Below are 16,653 nucleotides of genomic sequence, written 5' to 3'. Positions count from 1 at the left end.
ACCCTACGACCCGACCTCCCCGTCGGTCAGGCTCGCCGACTCCACGACGGGCACCAGGCGGGACAGGTCCAGCAGGTCGATGACCAGGCGCACCGGCTGGTTGTCCCGCGGGCAGACGACCTGCAGCGCGGTCCCGGCCGCGGCGGCCTGCTTGGCGGCACGGACCAGCTGCCGGGCCCCGGAGGAGTCCATGAAGACGGTGGCGGTCAGGTCGATGACCAGGGATCGCGGGTGGGCGGCCAGCTCGTCGTCGACGTACGCGGCGAGGAGCGCCACCGTGGCGATGTCGAGTTCACCGCGTACCCTCAGCGCGGGCCGCCCGTTCACCGCCACGCGGTCGACGGCGAACAGCACGATCAGGCTCCCTCGGTACCCGGAACGGACCCGAGGAGCGTACGCGCCGTCACGGGAGGGGCTCGGCATGGACATCGCGTTCACCGTCCGGCTGCCCGTCGACGTCGACAGCGTGCCCTTCGTCCGCGGCCTGTGCCGGCAGGCGCTCGAGCACCTGCGGATCGAGCAGGCCGTCGTCGAGGAGACGACGCTCGCGCTCACCGAGGCCTGCGCGAACGTCGTCCAGCACGCCGGCGACCACGCCGAGTACCAGGTGTCGGTGGAGATCGACCGGGCGCTGTGCCGGATCACCGTCGTCGACGACGGCACCGGCTTCGACCCCGAGGAGGCGGCCACCCGGGCCGGCCTCGACGGCGAGCGCGGCGCGGGGCTCACGCTCATGCAGGCGCTGGTCGACCGGCTGGACTTCCGCCTCGACCCCGACGGCCGGCACTGCGTCAGCCTGGAGAAGCGGCTGAGCAGCCGCCCGTCGCTGCGCCTGCTCGACCGCAGCTGACGAAGGACCCCCTGCCCCCCACCGCTCGCAGGCTCGCGGCGGGCCCCTGCAGGCGGCCGGAGGGCGACTACCTGTCGAGCGGGTTGGCCCGGGCGCGGGCGGCGAAGCCGTTCGCCGAGAACCGGCCGGCCGGCGAGTCCGGCTTGCGGCGGGCCTGGTCCTCGAAGCAGGCGACGAACTCGCCGATGAGGCCCAGCCGCGGGTACTCCGCGAGGACGGCGGCGCGCAGGCCGGCGGGCCAGGCGTCCGGGTCGCGGCCGGAGATGTCGAGGCCGGTGGCCAGCTCCAGCAGGTGTCCCTCGGGGTCGGCGGCGACGTCGACCTCCGGCGCCATGTGCGCGACGACGACCTCCGCGACCCGGCGCCGCCGCGCGGCCGGCCAGCCCGCCCCCGCGGCGAACACCCAGCCGACCGCCCCGCCGGCCTCCTCGAACGGCACGGTCGCGCTGTCGAAGACCGGCACCAGGCCGATGTCGTGCACCATCGCCGCGACGAACAGCAGCTCCTCGTCGAACGCGATGCCGTGCCGGGCGGCGTGGTCGGCGGCCCACAGGTAGGAGCGCAGGCAGTGGTTCACCAGCGCCGGTGAGCTGAACTGCTCCGCCACCTCCCGCGCGAGGCGGCAGGCGGCGGTGTCGGGCAGGGCGGGGAGGGAGGCGGTCACGGTCGGCGAGTGTGCCGCCGTCCGTCCGCTCCTCCCCCGCCCGCCGCGCACCCTGGCAGGTCCGTTGCGGAACCCGGCAGGGACGGTGTCCTGACGAGAGCCGTCACGCCGAGGGCTTGAGCTCCTTGACCCGCTCGATGAGCCCGCCGGCGCAGGCGTCGATGAACCCGTCGGGGTCCGGGCCGACGTTCTGCAGGACGAGGTGGTCGAAGCCGGCGTCGACGTAGGGCTGCGCCTGCTGCAGGTGCTTCTCCGGGTCAGGCCCGACGGAGAACTGCCCCCGGATGTCGTCCTCCCTCACCGTCTGGCTGGCGGCGTCGAAGTTGACCGGGTTGGGCAGCTCGCTCATGACCTTCCAGCCGGTGAGCGCCCAGCGGCTGGTCCTCAGCGCCTCCTCGACGGCGGACTGCTCGTCCTGCGCCCACGCCATCGGCACCTCGGCGTAGAGCGGGCCCTTGCCGCCGGCGTCGCGGAAGGCGCCGACGAGGTCCTCGCGCGGCTCGGTGGCGAACAGCCCGTCGCCGTACTGGGCGGCCAGCTCCGACGCGTTGTGCCCGCCGCTGGCGACCGCGATGACCGGGAGCTCGTCGGGCAGGTCGAACACCCGGGCGTCCTCGAGCTGCAGGTACCTGCCCTCGAAGGTCTGGTAGCCGCCCTGCCAGAGCTGCCGGATGATCTGCAGCGCCTCGCGGAGCATCTCGTGCCGCACGTGCACCGCCGGCCAGCCGGTGCCGACGACGTGCTCGTTGAGCCGCTCACCGGCGCCGATGCCGAGGGTGAACCGGCCCTCGGCGAGGATCTGCACGGTGGCCGCGGCCTGGGCGATGACCGCCGGGTGGTACCGGATGATCGGGCAGGTCACGCCGGTGACCAGGCCGATCCGCTCGGTCTTCGCGGCCATCGCGCCGAGCATCGACCAGGTGAAGCCGCTGTGCCCCTGGACGTCGAGCCACGGGTGGTAGTGGTCGCTCATCTCGACGAAGTCGAAGCCCGCCTCCTCGGCCCGCACCGTCTGGCGGACGACCTCCTCGGGCGGGAAGGCCTCGGTGGCGAGCTTCAGTCCGACCTGCATCGCGGGCGTCCTCACTGTCGGGTCCAGCGGTCGCACGAGGGCTGCCCGGGCCCCGCGGAACGGAAACGGCACGCCGGGGTCCCACGGCTCAGCCGGGGACGACGTCCACCCGCAGGCCCAGCTGCTCGAAGAAGCCCTTCTGGTCGAAGTAGCCGACGACCCGCGTGATGCCGTCCGGCCCGACCTCGATCAGATCGACCCCCGGGACGTCGCACCGGCGCTGGGTCGGCGCCGGCAGTCCCGGCAGCACGCCGCTGTTGGTGCCCTGCAGGCGCCAGCTGAAGTACACCCGGGATCCCTCGCTGACCTGGTCCTCGACGGTGAGCACCAGGTCGGGGAAGGCCGAGACCAGGCCGTTTACGTACCCGGCGATCGCGGTCCTCGGCAGGGGTCCGGGCAGTGAGGGGTCGACGTAGGTCCCGTCGTCGGCGAAGCAGGCGGCGACCGCGTCGCCGTCGTGGTCGCTCCAGCCGCGCTGGTACCGCTCGGCCAGTTCGGCGGCGCTGAGTGTCGTGGTCATCCCGGTCTCCCCTCGGACGGTGGGCGGGCACCGCGGCGCGGACGGGGGCCGCCGCGCGCCACGGCGAGGTGGTCGCGCGAGGGTGCCGAGGCTAGTGCCGCGCCGCCCGGAAGCCGAGGGAGTTCCCCGCCGCGGGGTCCCCGGGTAATGCGGTCGCGGCGCGCGAGCCGAGCGCGTTGACTGCCCCGGCCCACCACGACGCCGCGGGGACCGGGCCCCGCACCCACAGAAGAGAAGGGACGATGGAGGAGATCAGCGAACGCCTGCTCAGCTGGGCGTCGATCCTCGAGGACGCGACCCGCGAGCAGGCCGAGCGCACCGCCTCGCTCCCGTTCATCCACCCGCACGTGGCGCTCATGCCCGACGCCCACCTGGGTCTGGGCGCAACCGTCGGCTCGGTCATCCCGACCGACGGGGCGATCATCCCGGCGGCGGTCGGGGTGGACATCGGCTGCGGGATGATGGCCGTGCGCACCCAGTTCACCGGCGACGACGTCCGCGGCCGCAACCTGGCCACGCTGCACGAGCAGATCTCGCGGGCGATCCCGCTGTCGGCCGGCCGCTACAACCGCAGGCTCCGCGACACGGCCGCGCCGCGGGTCGAGGAGCTCCGCGCACTCCCGGGCGCGGACCAGGCCGACGGCGTCGTGCGCGACTGGCCGCTGCAGCTGGGCTCGCTCGGCTCGGGCAACCACTTCATCGAGGTGTCCCTCGACGAGGCCGACCGGGTGTGGCTGTTCCTGCACTCGGGCTCGCGAGGCGTCGGCAACAAGCTGGCGTCGAAGCACATCCGGGTGGCGCAGGAGCGCACCCGGGCCCGCGGCGTCGTCGTCCCCGACCGCGACCTCGCCTACCTGGAGGAGGGCGAGCCGGAGTTCGACGCGTACATCGAGGCACTGCGCTGGGCGCAGCGGTTCGCCGCGCTCAACCGCGAGGAGATGATGGACCGCGTCGCCGACCAGGTGTCCCGGTTCATGAGTGGACAGGGCCTGACCGAGGAGGTCCGGCGCGAGCAGGTGGTCCAGTGCCACCACAACTACACCGAGCGGGAGACCCACTACGGCCGCCAGGTGTGGCTGTCCCGCAAGGGCGCGATCGCGGCGCGCCGGGGCCAGTGGGGGCTCATCCCGGGGTCGATGGGCGCGGCGTCCTACGTCGTCGTCGGCAAGGGCGACGCCGCGTCGCTGACCTCGGCGCCGCACGGTGCCGGGCGGGCGTTCTCCCGGTCGGCCGCGCGCAAGCGGTTCAGCCGGGCCGACCTCGACCGGCGGATGACCGGCATCGCCTGGGGCCGCTCGGACGCCTTCCTCGACGAGCACCCCGAGGCGTACAAGAGCATCGACGTCGTCATGGCCGACGCCGCCGACCTGGTCGAGGTCCGGCACACGCTGCGCCAGGTGGTGAACGTCAAGGGCGACTGAGGTCCCGCGCCCGCTCGTGCTCTGCCCCCGGTCGGGGGCAGAGCACGAGCACGCCGGCCGAGGAGCCTGCCGACTTTCGGTGCCACCTGGGCTCCAGCAGAGTGACGGCGTGACGACGTCGATCGAGGCCGCCGCGCTGCAGGAGGTGGCACCGGGCGTCTTCGCCTACGTGCAGCCCGACGGCAGCTGGATGATCAACAACACCGGCGTCGTCACCGGCGACGACGGCACGGGGCTGATGGTGGACACCACCTCGACCGAGGCCCGCAACCGCGCGCTGCTGGCCGCCGTCGGGTCGGTGGCGCCGGGCCGGCTGCGGGCGCTGGTGAACACCCACCACCACGGCGACCACACCTTCGGCAACTGGCTGGTCCCCGCCGACACCCCGGTCGTCGGGCACGTGCACGCGAGGGAGGACCAGCTCGCCGCCGGGTTGCTGGCCGCGCAGGTGCTCACCGGCCCGGACTACGGGCACCTGGAGGTGCGCCCGCCCGACCTCACGTTCACCGGCGCGCTGACCCTGCACCTCGGCGAGCGGGCGGTGGAGCTGCACGCGGTGGGGCCTGCGCACACCCGCGGCGACGTCGTCGTGTGGCTGCCGGCGCAGCGGGTCGCCTTCGCCGGCGACGTCGCCTTCGCCGGCGGCCAGCCGTTCCTCGCGGAGGGCAGCGTCGCCGGCTACCCGCGGGCGGTGGAGGCGCTGCGCGCGCTGCAGCCCGACGTGCTGGTGCCCGGGCACGGCCCGGTGTGCCGCGGCGACGAGGTCCCCCGGCTGCTCGACGACCTCGCTGGCTACGCCGCCTTCGTCGACGCAACCGCGCGCGAGGGGCACGCGGCCGGGTGGTCGCCGCTGGAGACCGCGCGCCGGCACGCGGACAACCCCTACGCCGGGTGGCAGGAGTCCGAGCGGCTGGTGGGGAACCTGCACCGCGCCTACGCCGAGCTCGACGGCCGGCCGCCGGGCGAGCGGCTGCCGCTGACCGAGATCTGGCCGGACATGGTGGCGTTCCACGGCGGCCCCATCGGCTGCCGGGCGTGAGGGAGGAGAGCTGATGCGCTGGGTCACCTACGTCTCGCCGTCCGACGGCGCGGAGCGGGCCGGGCTGCTGCGCGACGGGCAGGTGCACGGGTTCGACGCCGCGCTGGTCGACCTGCTGCCCGACCTCGCCGCGGCGGCGGAGCGCACCCCGGCCGAGGTGGTGCCGGAGGACGGGCTGGTGCTGCGCGCGCCGGTGCCGCGGCCACCGTCGGTCCGCGACTTCCTGTCCTTCGAGCAGCACGCGCGCAACGCCGCCGCCGCGTTCGGCCGGGAGGTCTCGCCGGTCTGGTTCCAGCAGCCGGTCTTCTACTTCACCAACCCCGCGGCGGTGCGCGGGACCGGCGAGCCGGTGCCCGTCTCCCCCGGCTCGGCGGCGTTCGACTACGAGGTGGAGGTCGCCGCGGTCGTCGGCCGGGGCGGGTCGGACCTCACGCCGGAGCAGGCCGAGGCCGCGATCGCCGGCTACACGGTGTTCGTCGACTGGAGCGCCCGCGACGTGCAGGGCGTGGAGTCCCAGGTCGGCCTCGGCCCGGCCAAGGGCAAGGACGGCGCGACGACGCTCGGCCCGGTCCTGGTCACGCCCGACGAGCTCGAGCCGTACCGCTCCGGCGCCGGCTACGCGCTGCGGATGGCGGCCGCGGTGGACGGCGTCGAGCAGGGCGGCGGCAGCTGGGCCGACATCCACTGGTCGTTCGGGCAGATGCTCGCCTACGCCTCGCGCGGCACCGAGCTGCGGCCCGGTGACGTCGTCGGCAGCGGCACGGTCGGCACCGGGTGCCTGCTGGAGCTGCGGTCGCTGCACGGCGAGGACCAGCACCCGTGGCTGCGGCCGGGCGTGGAGGTCGCGGTGACGGTCGAGCGGATCGGCACGGTGACCGCACGCATCGTCGCCGGCCCCGACCCGGTGCCGCTGGGTCCCCCCGCGACGGCCGCGCGGGCCTAGGGCGGAGCGTGCCCGTGCTCCGCCCCACGGTGGAGCCGGAGCACGGGCGCGCGCCGGTCAGTCCTCCGCCTGGCCCATCCCGGTGCCCTCGGCGGCGCCGGGGAAGCCGGGGCGGTCCCCGCTGCCCATGGGTCCCTGGGCAGCGCGGGGTCCCTGCTCGGGAGCGTCGTCGGCGACGCCGTTCTCGTCGGGGTGCTCACCGGGCAGCACGTGGTCGTCGGTGCGGCCGTCCGAGCCGCCGTTCGGCGGACCCTGGGTCATCGCGGACCTCCTCAGCCGTGCTCCGACCGGACGGCTGGGCTCACCCCGGTCGGGGCACGGGGTACCCGGCCCGCCGCCCCGGACACGGCTCGGGCGGTCGGCGTCCGCCCCGCGACGGGTCAGGGGCAGCTCTCCTCGAGCTTCACGACGCCGAGGTCGATCGTCCCCTCCGCCGCGCCGGTGACCCGCTGGCCGGCCGGGACGTTCTGCGTGCAGACCCTCCAGTTGGCGTCGAGCACCTGGTTGCGGGTGCCGAGCAGGTCGTGGGACAGGCTGAGGAAGACGCCGTTGGCCTGGATCAGGTCCTGGGCGTCCTGCAGGGTCATCCCGACCACCGACGGCATGGCGAAGTCGACCACCGGCGCGGCCGGCGTGGTCGGGGCCGGGGTGCTCGGGGCGGCGGTGGTGCTCGGCACGACGGCCGGCGGCGGTGCGCTGGAGACGGGCGGGACGGCCGGCTGGGGGCTGGAGGTCGCCGTCACGGTCTCGGTGACCGTCGTGGTGCTCGCGGCGGCGGTCGCCGCCTCGTCGTCGCCACCGCCGAGCGCGGCGCCGACGGTTGCGACGACGAGGACCAGCGCGAGGACGGCGAACCAGGGACGCAGGTAGACCGGCGTCTCCTTCTTCTCCGGAGGCGGGGGCAGGAAGCCGGGCAGGGGGCCCTGCGGCGGCTGCCAGGGCTGGCCGGGCGGCGGTTGGGTCATGGGGACACCCCGTCGTGCTGGAGGGACCCGCGGCGGGTGCAGTCGCACCGCCGTCGCGGGAGGAACCGCGGGAGCGTGCCACGGCGGGACGGTGCTCCCCGGGACGTCCGGCACGGCGTCGTAGCGGGACGGTCACGAAGTGCCCCGGTCGCCTCGCCGGTCCCCCCGGACACGCCGCGGCCCCCGTCCTGGGTGGGGGACGGGGGCCGCGGTCGCGCTCGCAGGTCAGTAGCCGCGACCGGCCTGACCCTTGCCGCCCTTCGCGTTCTTGGCCTGGAAGTCGCGGATGAACTGCTTGATCTTGGCCTGGTTCTGCGGCTTCCGGAGCTCCTGGACGACCTTGGCGGCGACGCCCGAGGCGATCAGGTTCCTCATCATGCCCATGGGGGGACTCCCTCCTCTCGACTGCTGGTTCCGGTGCCCCGTCAACGGGCGGCGCAACCGTCGCGATCCCCGGGGCTTCCCCGCTCCCGTCGTGGTGGGCCGCTGACGCGCTGTGCGGACGCACCGCTGCGCCCTTTCTCGTCCGCCCCGGCGTGTCGGCGCCTGCGTGTCGGAGGTCGAGCGGCGGAGGGAACGGCTCCTGCGCTGGTGGGACGGGCGATTCGGATCCGCGGCCCGCGTCAAGTCCGCGGCTCGCGGCCGGGCGTGGCGCGGATGCGATCCGGTTGAACGCTGCAACACCCCTCCCTACCGTCGTCGCGGTCCGGCCGGCCCTCAGTCACCTCCCGTGTGACACCCGCCGGACACGCCGAACCAGGCGGCCGGCAGCCGGCCGGCGCCCGGACCGGGGACCCACGTGAGCACTGGGGTGAAGCGCGCTCCGTCGCGCCGGGCGACTCCTCCGCCCGAACCCGTCAGCTAACCCGGTAGGCGGTCGCGGAGAACAGGAGAACCGTCGTCGATGACGACTGCACGCACGTCCACCGCCCGTCGTTCGTTCCGCGGCATCGCCGTCGCGGCCATCGCCGGAGCCGGCATCGCCCTCTCACCCCTCCCGGCGTCGGCCGCCGCGGGCGACGGGGGTACCGCGACGGTCGCCGCCGCACCGGCGGCCGCTCCCAACGGCGCGGCCCAGACCGCCGTCGACACCGCCCTGGCCCAGGTCGGTGACCCGTACGTGTACGGCGCCACCGGCCCGAACTCGTTCGACTGCTCGGGCCTGACCAGCTACAGCTACCAGGCGGCGGGCGTCTCGATCCCGCGCACCTCGAAGGCCCAGTCGACGTTCGGCACCCCGGTGGCGAAGGCCGACCTGCAGCCGGGCGACCTGGTGTTCTTCTACAGCCCCGTGTCGCACGTGGGCATGTACATCGGCAACGGCCAGATGGTCCACGCCTCGACCGCCGGCAAGCCGGTGGCCGTCGTGAGCCTGGACTCGATGCCGGAGTACGTGGGCGCGCGCCGCGTCGCCTGACGCGCGGAACGGTGTCCCCGGCCGGCTCGCCCGGCCGGGGGCACCGAACCGTCCTCGGGTGGTGTCCGCCGGCGATCCCGCCTGGCCGCGGCCGGCCGGCCCCGGGCCGGTGGTGGCGGTGGGCAAGCTCGTCGCCGACCAGCTGCTCGAGCTGTCCGCGCCGCTGGTGGCCGGCGGCCAGCAGCGGGTCGAGCGGACGACGACGGCCGGCGGCGCCCCCGCCAACGTCACCGCCGGCGTGGCCCGCCTAGGTGCGCCGGCGCGGTTCGCGGGCTGGGCCGGCGCCGACCCGCTGGCCGACGGGCTGCTGGCCGGTCTCGCTCGGAGGGGCGTCGAGCTCGCGGTGGTCCGCCGCGGGCGCGCGCCGCTGTCGACGGTGCTCGTGCATGCCGACGGCGAGCGCACGGTGCTGACCGACCGCGGCGAGGGCGGCCTGGAGCCGGCCGACGTCCGGCCGGAGTGGTTCGCCGGCGCCGCCGTCGTCCACCTCGACGGCTACGACCTGCTGCGCTTCCCCGATGCGGTGCGGGCCGCGGCCGGCACGGCGCACGACCTCGGCGTGCCGGTGAGCGCGGACGTCGCCGCGGCCGCCCGGATCGAGCGACACGGTGCCGATGGCTACGTGGAGCTGCTCGCCGGGCTGCGTCCGGACGTGCTCTGCTGCGACGCCGCGGAGGCCACGGCCCTGGGCCTGGACAGCGCCCTGCCCACCTGGGCGCCGCCGCTGGTGCTGGTGCACGCCGGCGCCCGGCCGACCCGGGTCGTCACGGCGGCGGGCACGGTGGAGGTCCCGGTGGAGCCGCTGCCGGCGGGCGGACCGCGCGACACGACAGGCTGCGGGGACGCGTTCGCGGCCGGGCTGCTGACCGGCTGGCGCGCGGGCGTGCCCGTGCTGGACGCCGTCCGGACCGGCCACGCGGCGGCCGCCGTGGTGGCGGGTGTGGTCGGCGGTCAGCCGCCACTGTCAGGCGCCTGACCTGGGAATTCGTGCTGCGAGAGGCCGCCGGACCGGCTGGACTTCGATCATGTGTTCGGGTGAGCCGGGGAGCGGGGACGTCCTCGACGACGTCGCCACGCTGGTCGCCGAGCGCAACCGGATCGACGCCCGCCTGGCCCGGGCGGTCCGCGCCGCGGAGCTGTCCTAGGCGCCGGAGCGGGACGGGCTGACGTCGATGGCCTCCTGGCTGCGCGGGCACTGCCGGCTCTCCGATGCCGCCGCCGCGCGGCTGGTGCGCACCGGGCGGGCACTGGAGCACCTGCCCGCCCTCGCCGAGGCGCACCACGCCGGACTGGTGTCCGCCGAGCAGGTCGCCGTCGCGGCGCGGGCGGTGACACCCGAACGCCTCACCGCCGCCGCGGCCGCCGGGGTGGACCTGGCCGTCATCGACGCGGTGTTCACCGGGGTCGCGGTCGAGCGCCCGCACGCCGACCTCATCGCGGTGGTCCAGCACTACTGCAACGCCCTCGACCCGGACGGGCCCGAGCCGGATCCGACCGAGGGGCGGTCGTTGACGTTGTCCCGGCACGCCGACGGGTCGCTGTCCTTCCGCGGGCACCTGGACGCGGTCGGCGGAGAGAGGCTGCAGGGCGCACTCGAGGCGCACGTGCAGGCCGACCGGCCCGCCGGCGACGGGCGCACCCGCGCCCAGCGCCTCGGGGACGCGCTGGTGCAGCTCGCGGACAACGTGCTGGCCTCGGGCAACCTGCCGACGCTGCGCGGGCACAAGCCCCAGATCGCCGTCGTCATCGACGTGGCGGACCTGGTCGACCCGGCCGGCGGGCCGAACGCCGGGCGGATGGGCTTCGGCGCCACCATCTCCGCCGCGAGGGCCCGCTGGCTGGCCTGCGACGGCGCGGTGTCCCGCGTGGTGTTCGGCCCCGACGGCGCACCGCTGGACCTGGGCCGGGCGCAGCGGCTGATGAGCCGCCACATCCGCAAGGCGGCCGAGCTGCGCGACGGCGGGTGCGTGTTCGCCGGGTGCGGGGCGCCGACGTGGTGGTGCGATGTCCACCACCTGGCCCACTGGATCGACGGCGGCGACACCTCGCTGGAGAACTCGGCGCTGCTCTGCGAGCGCCACCACACCAAGGTCCACCACGGCTTCCGGGTGGAACGACAACCGGACGGCCGATGGCGCACCTACCGACCGGACGGCACTGCGATCACCACCCCGGCGCCACTGCTCTCTCCTGCCGCCTGACTCAGGACAGATAGCGGCGGCGGAAGAGCGCTGCCCAGTCCTCGAGCTCCGGCACCGCCGCCGCGGCGTCCGCGAGGTCGCCGTGTCCGCGGAAGAGCACGTGCGTCGGCAGGGCACCGCGGTCGGCATCGAGCCGGCGCACCACCTCGCGGGCGCCCTCGTCGTCGTCCCGGGCGAGGACCAGGGTCACCGCCGCGTCCCACTCCGGACCACTCGCGGAACCGCCGCGGCGCACGCTCTCGGTGAGCAGCACGTTCCGCAGCAGCTGCCGGGTCGGGTACTCGCCGAGGCGGTCGAAGGCGCCGTCGGCCATGCCGAACCGCTCGCAGTGCCGGCGGTAGTTGGCGTCCTTCTCCCGGCGCCGCCCGTCCTTCTCCGGACCGGGGTCCCGGCTGAAGCCGTCCACGTACTTGGTCTCGACGGCGACGAGCAGGCTCCGGCCGTCGGCCAGCCGGGCCGACAGCACGGCGTCGAAGGCCGACCCGTCCCCCAGGTGCTCGCGCGGGGCCGGCGCCCACTCGCACTCGATGCCGTCGATGACGCGGTCGCCGACGTCCACCCGCTCGAGTCCCGTCACCGGCAGGTCCAGGAGACGGCCGATCACGATCGCGGCTGCCTCACGGTGGGCGCGCAGGTGCCCGAAGACGCTGAACGCCAGCGGCATCGAGCTGAGCATGTTGGTGAACAGCCGCGAGCGCTCGAGCTGACCGCCCTCGTCGCGCACGACCTCGGCGCGTGCGCGCGCGTACCGCGCTGCCTCGGGTGAGAGGAAGTTGCGGTCGCCGTGCTCCTCGCGGAGGTGGTTCCCGAGCGGCCGGCCCTTCCACGTGCCGGCCGGCAGGCCGAGCACCTGCTCGCGGAAGTCCGACTGCCGCCGCCGCTCCCGCCGGGTGACCGGGCCGTCCGACCGGACGACGGAGATGACGCTGTCGGTCACGACGTCAGATCCGCGCCAGGAGTTCGGCCTTCTTGGCCTCGAAGTCCGCGATGGTGATGACGCCCGCGTCCCGCAGCTCGGCCAGCTGGCGCAACTGCTCGACGACCGCGGGGAAGCCGCCGTCACCGGCAGGGCCCGGCTGCGGAGCCGGGGCGGGCGCCTGCTTGACGAACGGGTCTGCCGGAGCCACCTGCGCCGGCGGCACGAGCAGCGCACTGACCGCGGAGCGGACCTGGTCCACGAAGGGGCCGCCGTCCGCCTTCGGCACGGACGTGTAGGTGACCTTGCGGCCGCCGTCCTGCACGGTCAGCTTCCCCGTCAGGACACCGGCGTCCCACAGGATCGAGCCGAGGCGCAGCAGGGGGTACTCGTCGATGCTCGAACCACCCCACCCGTCGCGGACGAAGAGGACGCGGCGGTCCGTGAGCGCGAGCAGACCCTGGCTGGTCCCGAGGACGGCAGGAGCGAGGGCTTCGACGCGCTCACCCGGCCACAGGTGGGCGGCGAGCCCGCGGATCTCCTTCCTCCTGCCCATCGTCGACGACATGCGCGCCGCCGCGGCGGCGATGTCGGGACGCAACTGCTCGGCCATGGTGCTCCTGTCCGCTCCGGCCCGCGTGGGCGCGGACTCCGGACGACGGTAAGGACGGATCCCCGGGGGCCGTGGGACCCGGTGGCGCGGTCCGGCACGTCTCCCCCGGCCGTCCCAGTCACCTCACGAGGAACCGCTGAGGGCGATCGACCCTCGCGTCGGTTCAGTACCGGACGCCGAGGTGGCGCTCCGCGCAGGCCATGCAGAGCCCGGTGTTGTCGTGCACGTGCTCGCGGGCGTTGACCTGGCGGCACACCGGGCACCAGCGGAAGGTCCGCCGCCGCCTGCGGGCGACCTCCTCCGCCGCCTCGGCCAGCTCCGCGCGCTCGTACAGCACCTCGTCCGAGGAGAACCGGCGGTCGGCCACGAACTCCCACACCAGCTCGGCGGGTCCGGACCAGCGCGGCTCGGGACGGGCCAGCGTGAAGCCGAACCCGTCCCAGCCGACCGCCACCTGCGCCGGCTCCCCGCTCACGAACCACCGCTCGTGCGGCGGCCCAGGGACCTCCGTCCAGCCGTCGCCGAGCGCCCGCACCAGCACGTCGGGCGCCACCCCGACCAGGGCGGCGAGCTCCGCGGTGTCAGACACCGGCCATCTCGGCCAGCCGGCACATCGCGTTGACCTGGCGCAGCTGCTCCGGCGTCCGCACCTGGGCGTCGAGCAGCAACGGGCTCATCACCACCACCGCCAGCGCCTTCGCCCGCGACACCGCCACGTTGAGCCGGTTGAGGTCGTACAGGAACGACACCCCGCGCGGCGCCTCGTCGGCCGACGTCGACGTCGTCGAGTAGACGACCACCGGCGCCTCCTGGCCCTGGAACCGGTCGACCGTCCCCACCCGCGCGCCGTCGGGCAGCAGCGAGCGGATCAGCGCCACCTGGTTGTTGTACGGCGCGACGACGAGCACATCGTCCGGGCCGATCGGCCGCTCGGCGCCCTCGTGGTCCACCCAGCCGACGCCCTGCAGCGACTCCCAGACGGCGGCCACCTCGGCCGCCTCCTCCGTCGACGACGCCGACGCGGCCACCGTGTGCTCCACGAACCGCACCGCCGGCCCGGCCCCCGACACCAGCCCGCCGGGCCGGACGGTGATCCGCTCCCGCAGCGCCGCCGACTCCAGCCGGCCCTCGTACGCCAGGTCGGACACGAACGCGGTCAGCGCCGGGTGCATCCGGTAGGTCGTGTCCAGGAAGATCCCGCGGCCCTCCGGCACGGTGGGGTGCCCCTCGAGCAGGTGCTCCAGCGCGGACAGCCCCGAGTCGCCGGGGTGCACCGCCTGGGTCGGCTGGGCCAGCTGCTGCGGGTCGCCGAGCAGCACGAGCGACCTCGCCGCCCGCGCCACCGCGAGGGCGTTGGCCAGCGCGAACTGGCCCGCCTCGTCGACGACGAGCACGTCGACGGCCTCGGCGAGGTCGGGCTGCGTCCAGAACCACGCCGTCCCGCCGACCAGCGACACGTCGCCGTCGAGCAGCCGCGAGGCGACCTCCTTGCCGTCCCGCGACCACTCCACGCCCGGCGCGCCGCAGGCCTGCTTCTCCTCGCACTTCTGCAGCGCGGGCCGGCCGACGGCGGACAGCACGTTGCTGATGACGGCGTGCGAGGTCGCCGCGACGCCGACCTTCTTGCCGGCGTCGAGCAGCGCCCGGATCAGCCGCGATGCCGCCCGGGTCTTGCCGCTGCCGGGCGGGCCCTGCACGGCGAGCACCTCGCCGTCGAGCCGTAGCCCGAGCCGGACGACGGCGTCGCCGGCCTCCTCCCCCGGCAGCCGCCGGCAGTCCGCGGGCACCCGCCGCTCCAGCAGCGCCTGGCCGAGGCAGTCGCGGCCGGCGAGCACGTCGAGGGCGGTCGCGGCGATCGCCTCGCGCATGCCCTTGTCGTCGATCGGCCCCTCCGGGCCGAGGGCGCGCGGCGTGGGTTCCTTCGTCGACTTGACGACGAGTCGACCCTCGACGGCGTCGAGCTCGCGGATCTCCCCGACGCGCGTGCGGGTGTCGACGTCGACCACCTTCGACCCCACCGACAGCTTCGTGTCCTGCGTCGGGAACGAGAACGCGTAGAGCTTCGACCGCTTCTCGGTGCCGACCTCGACCGGCGCCGACAGCCCGCCGAGCACCGTGCCGTCCTCGACCAGGGCGGCGTCGTCGAGGTCCTTGCGGGCGAAGAACTCCCACCAGCCGGGGCGCGCCTCGCGGCGGTGCCACTGCACGAGGTCGCCGAGCAGGCCGTGGCCGGCCGCCTGCAGCCGCTCGACCAGCGCGAGCTCCTCGGTCTCGGCCTCCGACCGCTCGGCCGGGCCGGTCGTCTCGGACAGCACCGGCCGCGTCTGGCCGCCGAACTCCCGCTCGAGCTCCTCGCGCTGGATCTCCAGCCAGTCGTGCAGCTCGCGGGTCGAGTCGACGTCGTCCTTGTTGTAGAGCTCGATGTCCACGAGGCGCTGCGGGTCACGGTCGGCGAGCCACTTCTCGTAGGCGATGACGCTGCCCATGGCGTCGGCGACGTCGCCGGTGTGCTCGCGGCCGTAGAACGCCTCGACCTTCTTGATCGAGTACGAGCCCTTGCTGATCCGCATCGACTGCTTGACGACCGGATAGAGGTCGACGAACCGCTCGGCGCGCAGCAGCTGGTCCAGCTCCGCCTCGCGGACGCCGTACCGGCCGGTGAGCCGCTTGAGGGCGCTGATCTCGTAGGCGGCGTAGTGGTAGACGTGCATGCCGGGGTCGGCGCGCCAGGCGTCCAGGACCAGGTCGATCAGGTCGGCGACCATCCGCTTCTCGGCGGCGGGGTCGTGCGCCCACAGCGCGGTGAAGCTGCCGTCGCGCCGCCCGACGCCGGCGAGGTACTCCAGGCCCGCGCCGTCGGCGGAGTGCGGGTCGCCCTCGAAGTCGAGGTAGAGGTCGCCGTCGCTGGGCTCGGGCAGCCGCAGCAGACCGAGGTCCTTCGCCGGCGGGAGCAGGGTGCGGCTGGGGACGCCGGTGCGGCGCTCGTCGAGCTGCTGGCGCGCCTGCTCCTGCAGCCTGGCGCGGGTGGCCGCGCCGATGCGGGCGGCCTTCAGCGTCTCGGGCGGGGCCTCGGCGAGCTGCTCGAGGGTGGTGACGCCGGCGGCGCGCAGGGCGTCGCGGGTGTCGCGGCGCATGCCGGCGACGAGGGAGAGGTCGTCGGCCTCCTGCAGCTCGGCGTCGCACTTGGGCTTCCACGTGCACTGGCTGCAGTAGGGGCCGGGGACGGGCTCGGTGGCCGGCGGGTCGGCGACGAAGGCGGTCAGCCGGGCGCGGGCGCGGCGGGCGTAGGCGGCGACGTCGACCAGCCGCCACGGGTTGGTGACGCCGTCGCCGGTGACGACGCAGATCCGGTCGGGCTGCCTGCCCTGCAGGACGGCGAGGCGCTCGGCGTAGGTGGCCATCTGCAGCAGGGCGGGCACCTTGACGCGGCGGGCGAGCTTGGCGTCGGCGACCTCGTACGACCAGCTCCCGAGGGCCGACGGCGTGGGCACCTTCAGGAGGAAGTCGGCCGCGCCGCCCCAGACCCCGTCGAAGAAGGCGGCCTGCGAGATGACGTCGACGCCGGCGCGCATGGCCTGCAGGGTCATCGCCTCGGCCTCGCGGCGGCCGGCGGCGTCGAAGCGGGCCGGGATGCGGACGACGCTGCGCCCCTCGGCCTCGAGCGCGTCGAGGTAGCGCATCTCGTGCTCGGTGCCGAGGTCGGCGATGAGCGCGGCGTGGTCGCCCGGGCCCTCGGCGAGCGGCTCGAGCCGGCCGTCGGCGACGGCGAGGTCGAGCGTCGTGAGGTGTGCGCAGGCCTGGTGGCGGGTCAGGTCGGTGGGGCTCAGGACCAGGGAGCCGTCGGTGCGGTACATCGAGACGGGACGGTCTCACGTGACGGCGCCACCGAGGACTCCCCGCGCCGTAGCGGGCGGCACGTCCGTCCCACGGACCTCATCGCACTCCCCGGACTGCCGGCGGCCACACGCCGGCTCGGTCCCGCGTCGCCCATGCAGCGCCGGTCGGGGCAGGTAACTTCCGGCGACCGAGGGG

The 16,653-nt window shown here is 75.1% G+C and carries 18 protein-coding genes, 1 pseudogene and 1 riboswitch; of the genes and pseudogenes, 8 read left to right on the top strand and 11 right to left on the bottom strand.

Features of this window, described 5'->3' with window-relative positions; all coding sequences use genetic code 11:
* Positions 1–3 precede the first annotated feature (3 nt).
* Entirely contained in the window at positions 4–354 is a 351-nt protein-coding gene (locus ACFO3M_RS11860) for an STAS domain-containing protein (RefSeq protein ID WP_387988796.1), read from the bottom strand.
* A 67-nt stretch (positions 355–421) separates the two neighbouring features.
* Between ACFO3M_RS11860 and ACFO3M_RS11855 the strand changes: the two genes are divergently transcribed.
* Positions 422–850, top strand: a complete 429-nt coding sequence (locus ACFO3M_RS11855; protein WP_387988795.1) for an ATP-binding protein — start codon at positions 422–424, stop codon at positions 848–850.
* Between the two features lie 67 nt (positions 851–917).
* Here the strand turns inward: ACFO3M_RS11855 and ACFO3M_RS11850 are convergent, their stop codons facing one another.
* The 3 genes from ACFO3M_RS11850 to ACFO3M_RS11840 all read right to left on the bottom strand — a co-directional run bounded on the left by ACFO3M_RS11850 (position 918) and on the right by ACFO3M_RS11840 (position 3,106).
* Positions 918–1,514 carry an HD domain-containing protein gene (locus ACFO3M_RS11850; RefSeq protein ID WP_387988794.1) on the bottom strand — a complete coding sequence of 199 codons (597 nt, stop codon included), beginning with the start codon at positions 1,512–1,514 and terminating at the stop codon, positions 918–920.
* Between the two features lie 103 nt (positions 1,515–1,617).
* Positions 1,618–2,586, bottom strand: a complete 969-nt coding sequence (locus ACFO3M_RS11845; protein ID WP_387988793.1) for a TIGR03557 family F420-dependent LLM class oxidoreductase — start codon at positions 2,584–2,586, stop codon at positions 1,618–1,620.
* A gap of 88 nt (positions 2,587–2,674) precedes the next feature.
* Entirely contained in the window at positions 2,675–3,106 is a 432-nt protein-coding gene (locus ACFO3M_RS11840) for an ester cyclase (RefSeq protein WP_387988792.1), read from the bottom strand.
* Between the two features lie 242 nt (positions 3,107–3,348).
* On the opposite strand from ACFO3M_RS11840, the gene ACFO3M_RS11835 reads away from it, so the two are divergent.
* The 3 genes from ACFO3M_RS11835 (at position 3,349) to ACFO3M_RS11825 (ending at position 6,509) form a co-directional block, all read left to right on the top strand.
* A complete protein-coding gene (locus ACFO3M_RS11835; RefSeq protein WP_387988791.1) occupies positions 3,349–4,527 on the top strand; it encodes an RtcB family protein in 1,179 nt (392 codons plus the stop codon).
* Positions 4,528–4,636: 109 nt separating this feature from the next.
* On the top strand, positions 4,637–5,566 hold the full coding sequence (locus ACFO3M_RS11830) for an MBL fold metallo-hydrolase (RefSeq protein WP_387988790.1): 930 nt from the start codon (positions 4,637–4,639) through the stop codon (positions 5,564–5,566).
* Positions 5,567–5,579: 13 nt separating this feature from the next.
* Complete coding sequence (locus tag ACFO3M_RS11825) at positions 5,580–6,509, top strand: fumarylacetoacetate hydrolase family protein (RefSeq protein ID WP_387988789.1); 930 nt, start codon at positions 5,580–5,582, stop codon at positions 6,507–6,509.
* A 57-nt stretch (positions 6,510–6,566) separates the two neighbouring features.
* Here the strand turns inward: ACFO3M_RS11825 and ACFO3M_RS11820 are convergent, their stop codons facing one another.
* The 3 genes from ACFO3M_RS11820 to ACFO3M_RS11810 form a co-directional block, all read right to left on the bottom strand.
* Positions 6,567–6,770 carry a hypothetical protein gene (locus ACFO3M_RS11820; protein WP_387988788.1) on the bottom strand — a complete coding sequence of 68 codons (204 nt, stop codon included), beginning with the start codon at positions 6,768–6,770 and terminating at the stop codon, positions 6,567–6,569.
* A 119-nt stretch (positions 6,771–6,889) separates the two neighbouring features.
* Positions 6,890–7,474: a PASTA domain-containing protein gene (locus tag ACFO3M_RS11815; RefSeq protein ID WP_387988787.1), complete on the bottom strand. Its 585-nt coding sequence runs from the start codon at positions 7,472–7,474 to the stop codon at positions 6,890–6,892.
* A 225-nt stretch (positions 7,475–7,699) separates the two neighbouring features.
* Positions 7,700–7,858, bottom strand: coding sequence for a hypothetical protein (locus ACFO3M_RS11810; RefSeq protein WP_387988786.1), 159 nt, complete (start codon positions 7,856–7,858; stop codon positions 7,700–7,702).
* Between the two features lie 402 nt (positions 7,859–8,260).
* Positions 8,261–8,345, top strand: a riboswitch (cyclic di-AMP (ydaO/yuaA leader).
* A 33-nt stretch (positions 8,346–8,378) separates the two neighbouring features.
* Here ACFO3M_RS11810 and ACFO3M_RS11805 point away from each other — a divergent pair.
* From ACFO3M_RS11805 to ACFO3M_RS11790, 4 genes and pseudogenes are all read left to right on the top strand, one after another.
* On the top strand, positions 8,379–8,891 hold the full coding sequence (locus ACFO3M_RS11805; protein WP_387988785.1) for a C40 family peptidase: 513 nt from the start codon (positions 8,379–8,381) through the stop codon (positions 8,889–8,891).
* Between the two features lie 58 nt (positions 8,892–8,949).
* On the top strand, positions 8,950–9,867 hold the full coding sequence (locus ACFO3M_RS11800; RefSeq protein WP_387988784.1) for a carbohydrate kinase family protein: 918 nt from the start codon (positions 8,950–8,952) through the stop codon (positions 9,865–9,867).
* A 184-nt stretch (positions 9,868–10,051) separates the two neighbouring features.
* Positions 10,052–10,837 (top strand): annotated as a pseudogene (locus ACFO3M_RS11795) (DUF222 domain-containing protein); the annotation flags it as partial.
* Positions 10,811–11,092 carry an HNH endonuclease signature motif containing protein gene (locus ACFO3M_RS11790; protein ID WP_387988851.1) on the top strand — a complete coding sequence of 94 codons (282 nt, stop codon included), beginning with the start codon at positions 10,811–10,813 and terminating at the stop codon, positions 11,090–11,092. The pseudogene ACFO3M_RS11795 and the gene ACFO3M_RS11790, both read left to right, overlap by 27 nt.
* 1 nt (position 11,093) lies before the next feature.
* Here the strand turns inward: ACFO3M_RS11790 and ACFO3M_RS11785 are convergent, their stop codons facing one another.
* From ACFO3M_RS11785 to ACFO3M_RS11770, 4 genes are all read right to left on the bottom strand, one after another.
* Entirely contained in the window at positions 11,094–12,029 is a 936-nt protein-coding gene (locus ACFO3M_RS11785; protein ID WP_387988783.1) for a PGN_0703 family putative restriction endonuclease, read from the bottom strand.
* 4 nt (positions 12,030–12,033) lie between these two features.
* Positions 12,034–12,621: an SHOCT domain-containing protein gene (locus ACFO3M_RS11780; protein ID WP_387988782.1), complete on the bottom strand. Its 588-nt coding sequence runs from the start codon at positions 12,619–12,621 to the stop codon at positions 12,034–12,036.
* Positions 12,622–12,784: 163 nt separating this feature from the next.
* Positions 12,785–13,210: a hypothetical protein gene (locus ACFO3M_RS11775; RefSeq protein ID WP_387988781.1), complete on the bottom strand. Its 426-nt coding sequence runs from the start codon at positions 13,208–13,210 to the stop codon at positions 12,785–12,787.
* Positions 13,203–16,475 carry a TM0106 family RecB-like putative nuclease gene (locus ACFO3M_RS11770; protein WP_387988780.1) on the bottom strand — a complete coding sequence of 1,091 codons (3,273 nt, stop codon included), beginning with the start codon at positions 16,473–16,475 and terminating at the stop codon, positions 13,203–13,205. Before ACFO3M_RS11770 ends, ACFO3M_RS11775 begins: the two co-directional genes overlap by 8 nt.
* Positions 16,476–16,653 lie beyond the last annotated feature (178 nt).

The organism is Geodermatophilus arenarius (assembly GCF_042654585.1).
In the GTDB taxonomy this organism is placed as follows: Bacteria; Actinomycetota; Actinomycetes; order Mycobacteriales; family Geodermatophilaceae; genus Geodermatophilus; species Geodermatophilus arenarius.
The sequence above is the reverse complement of the archived record's forward strand: the minus strand, read 5'-3'. Positions and strand labels throughout refer to the sequence as shown.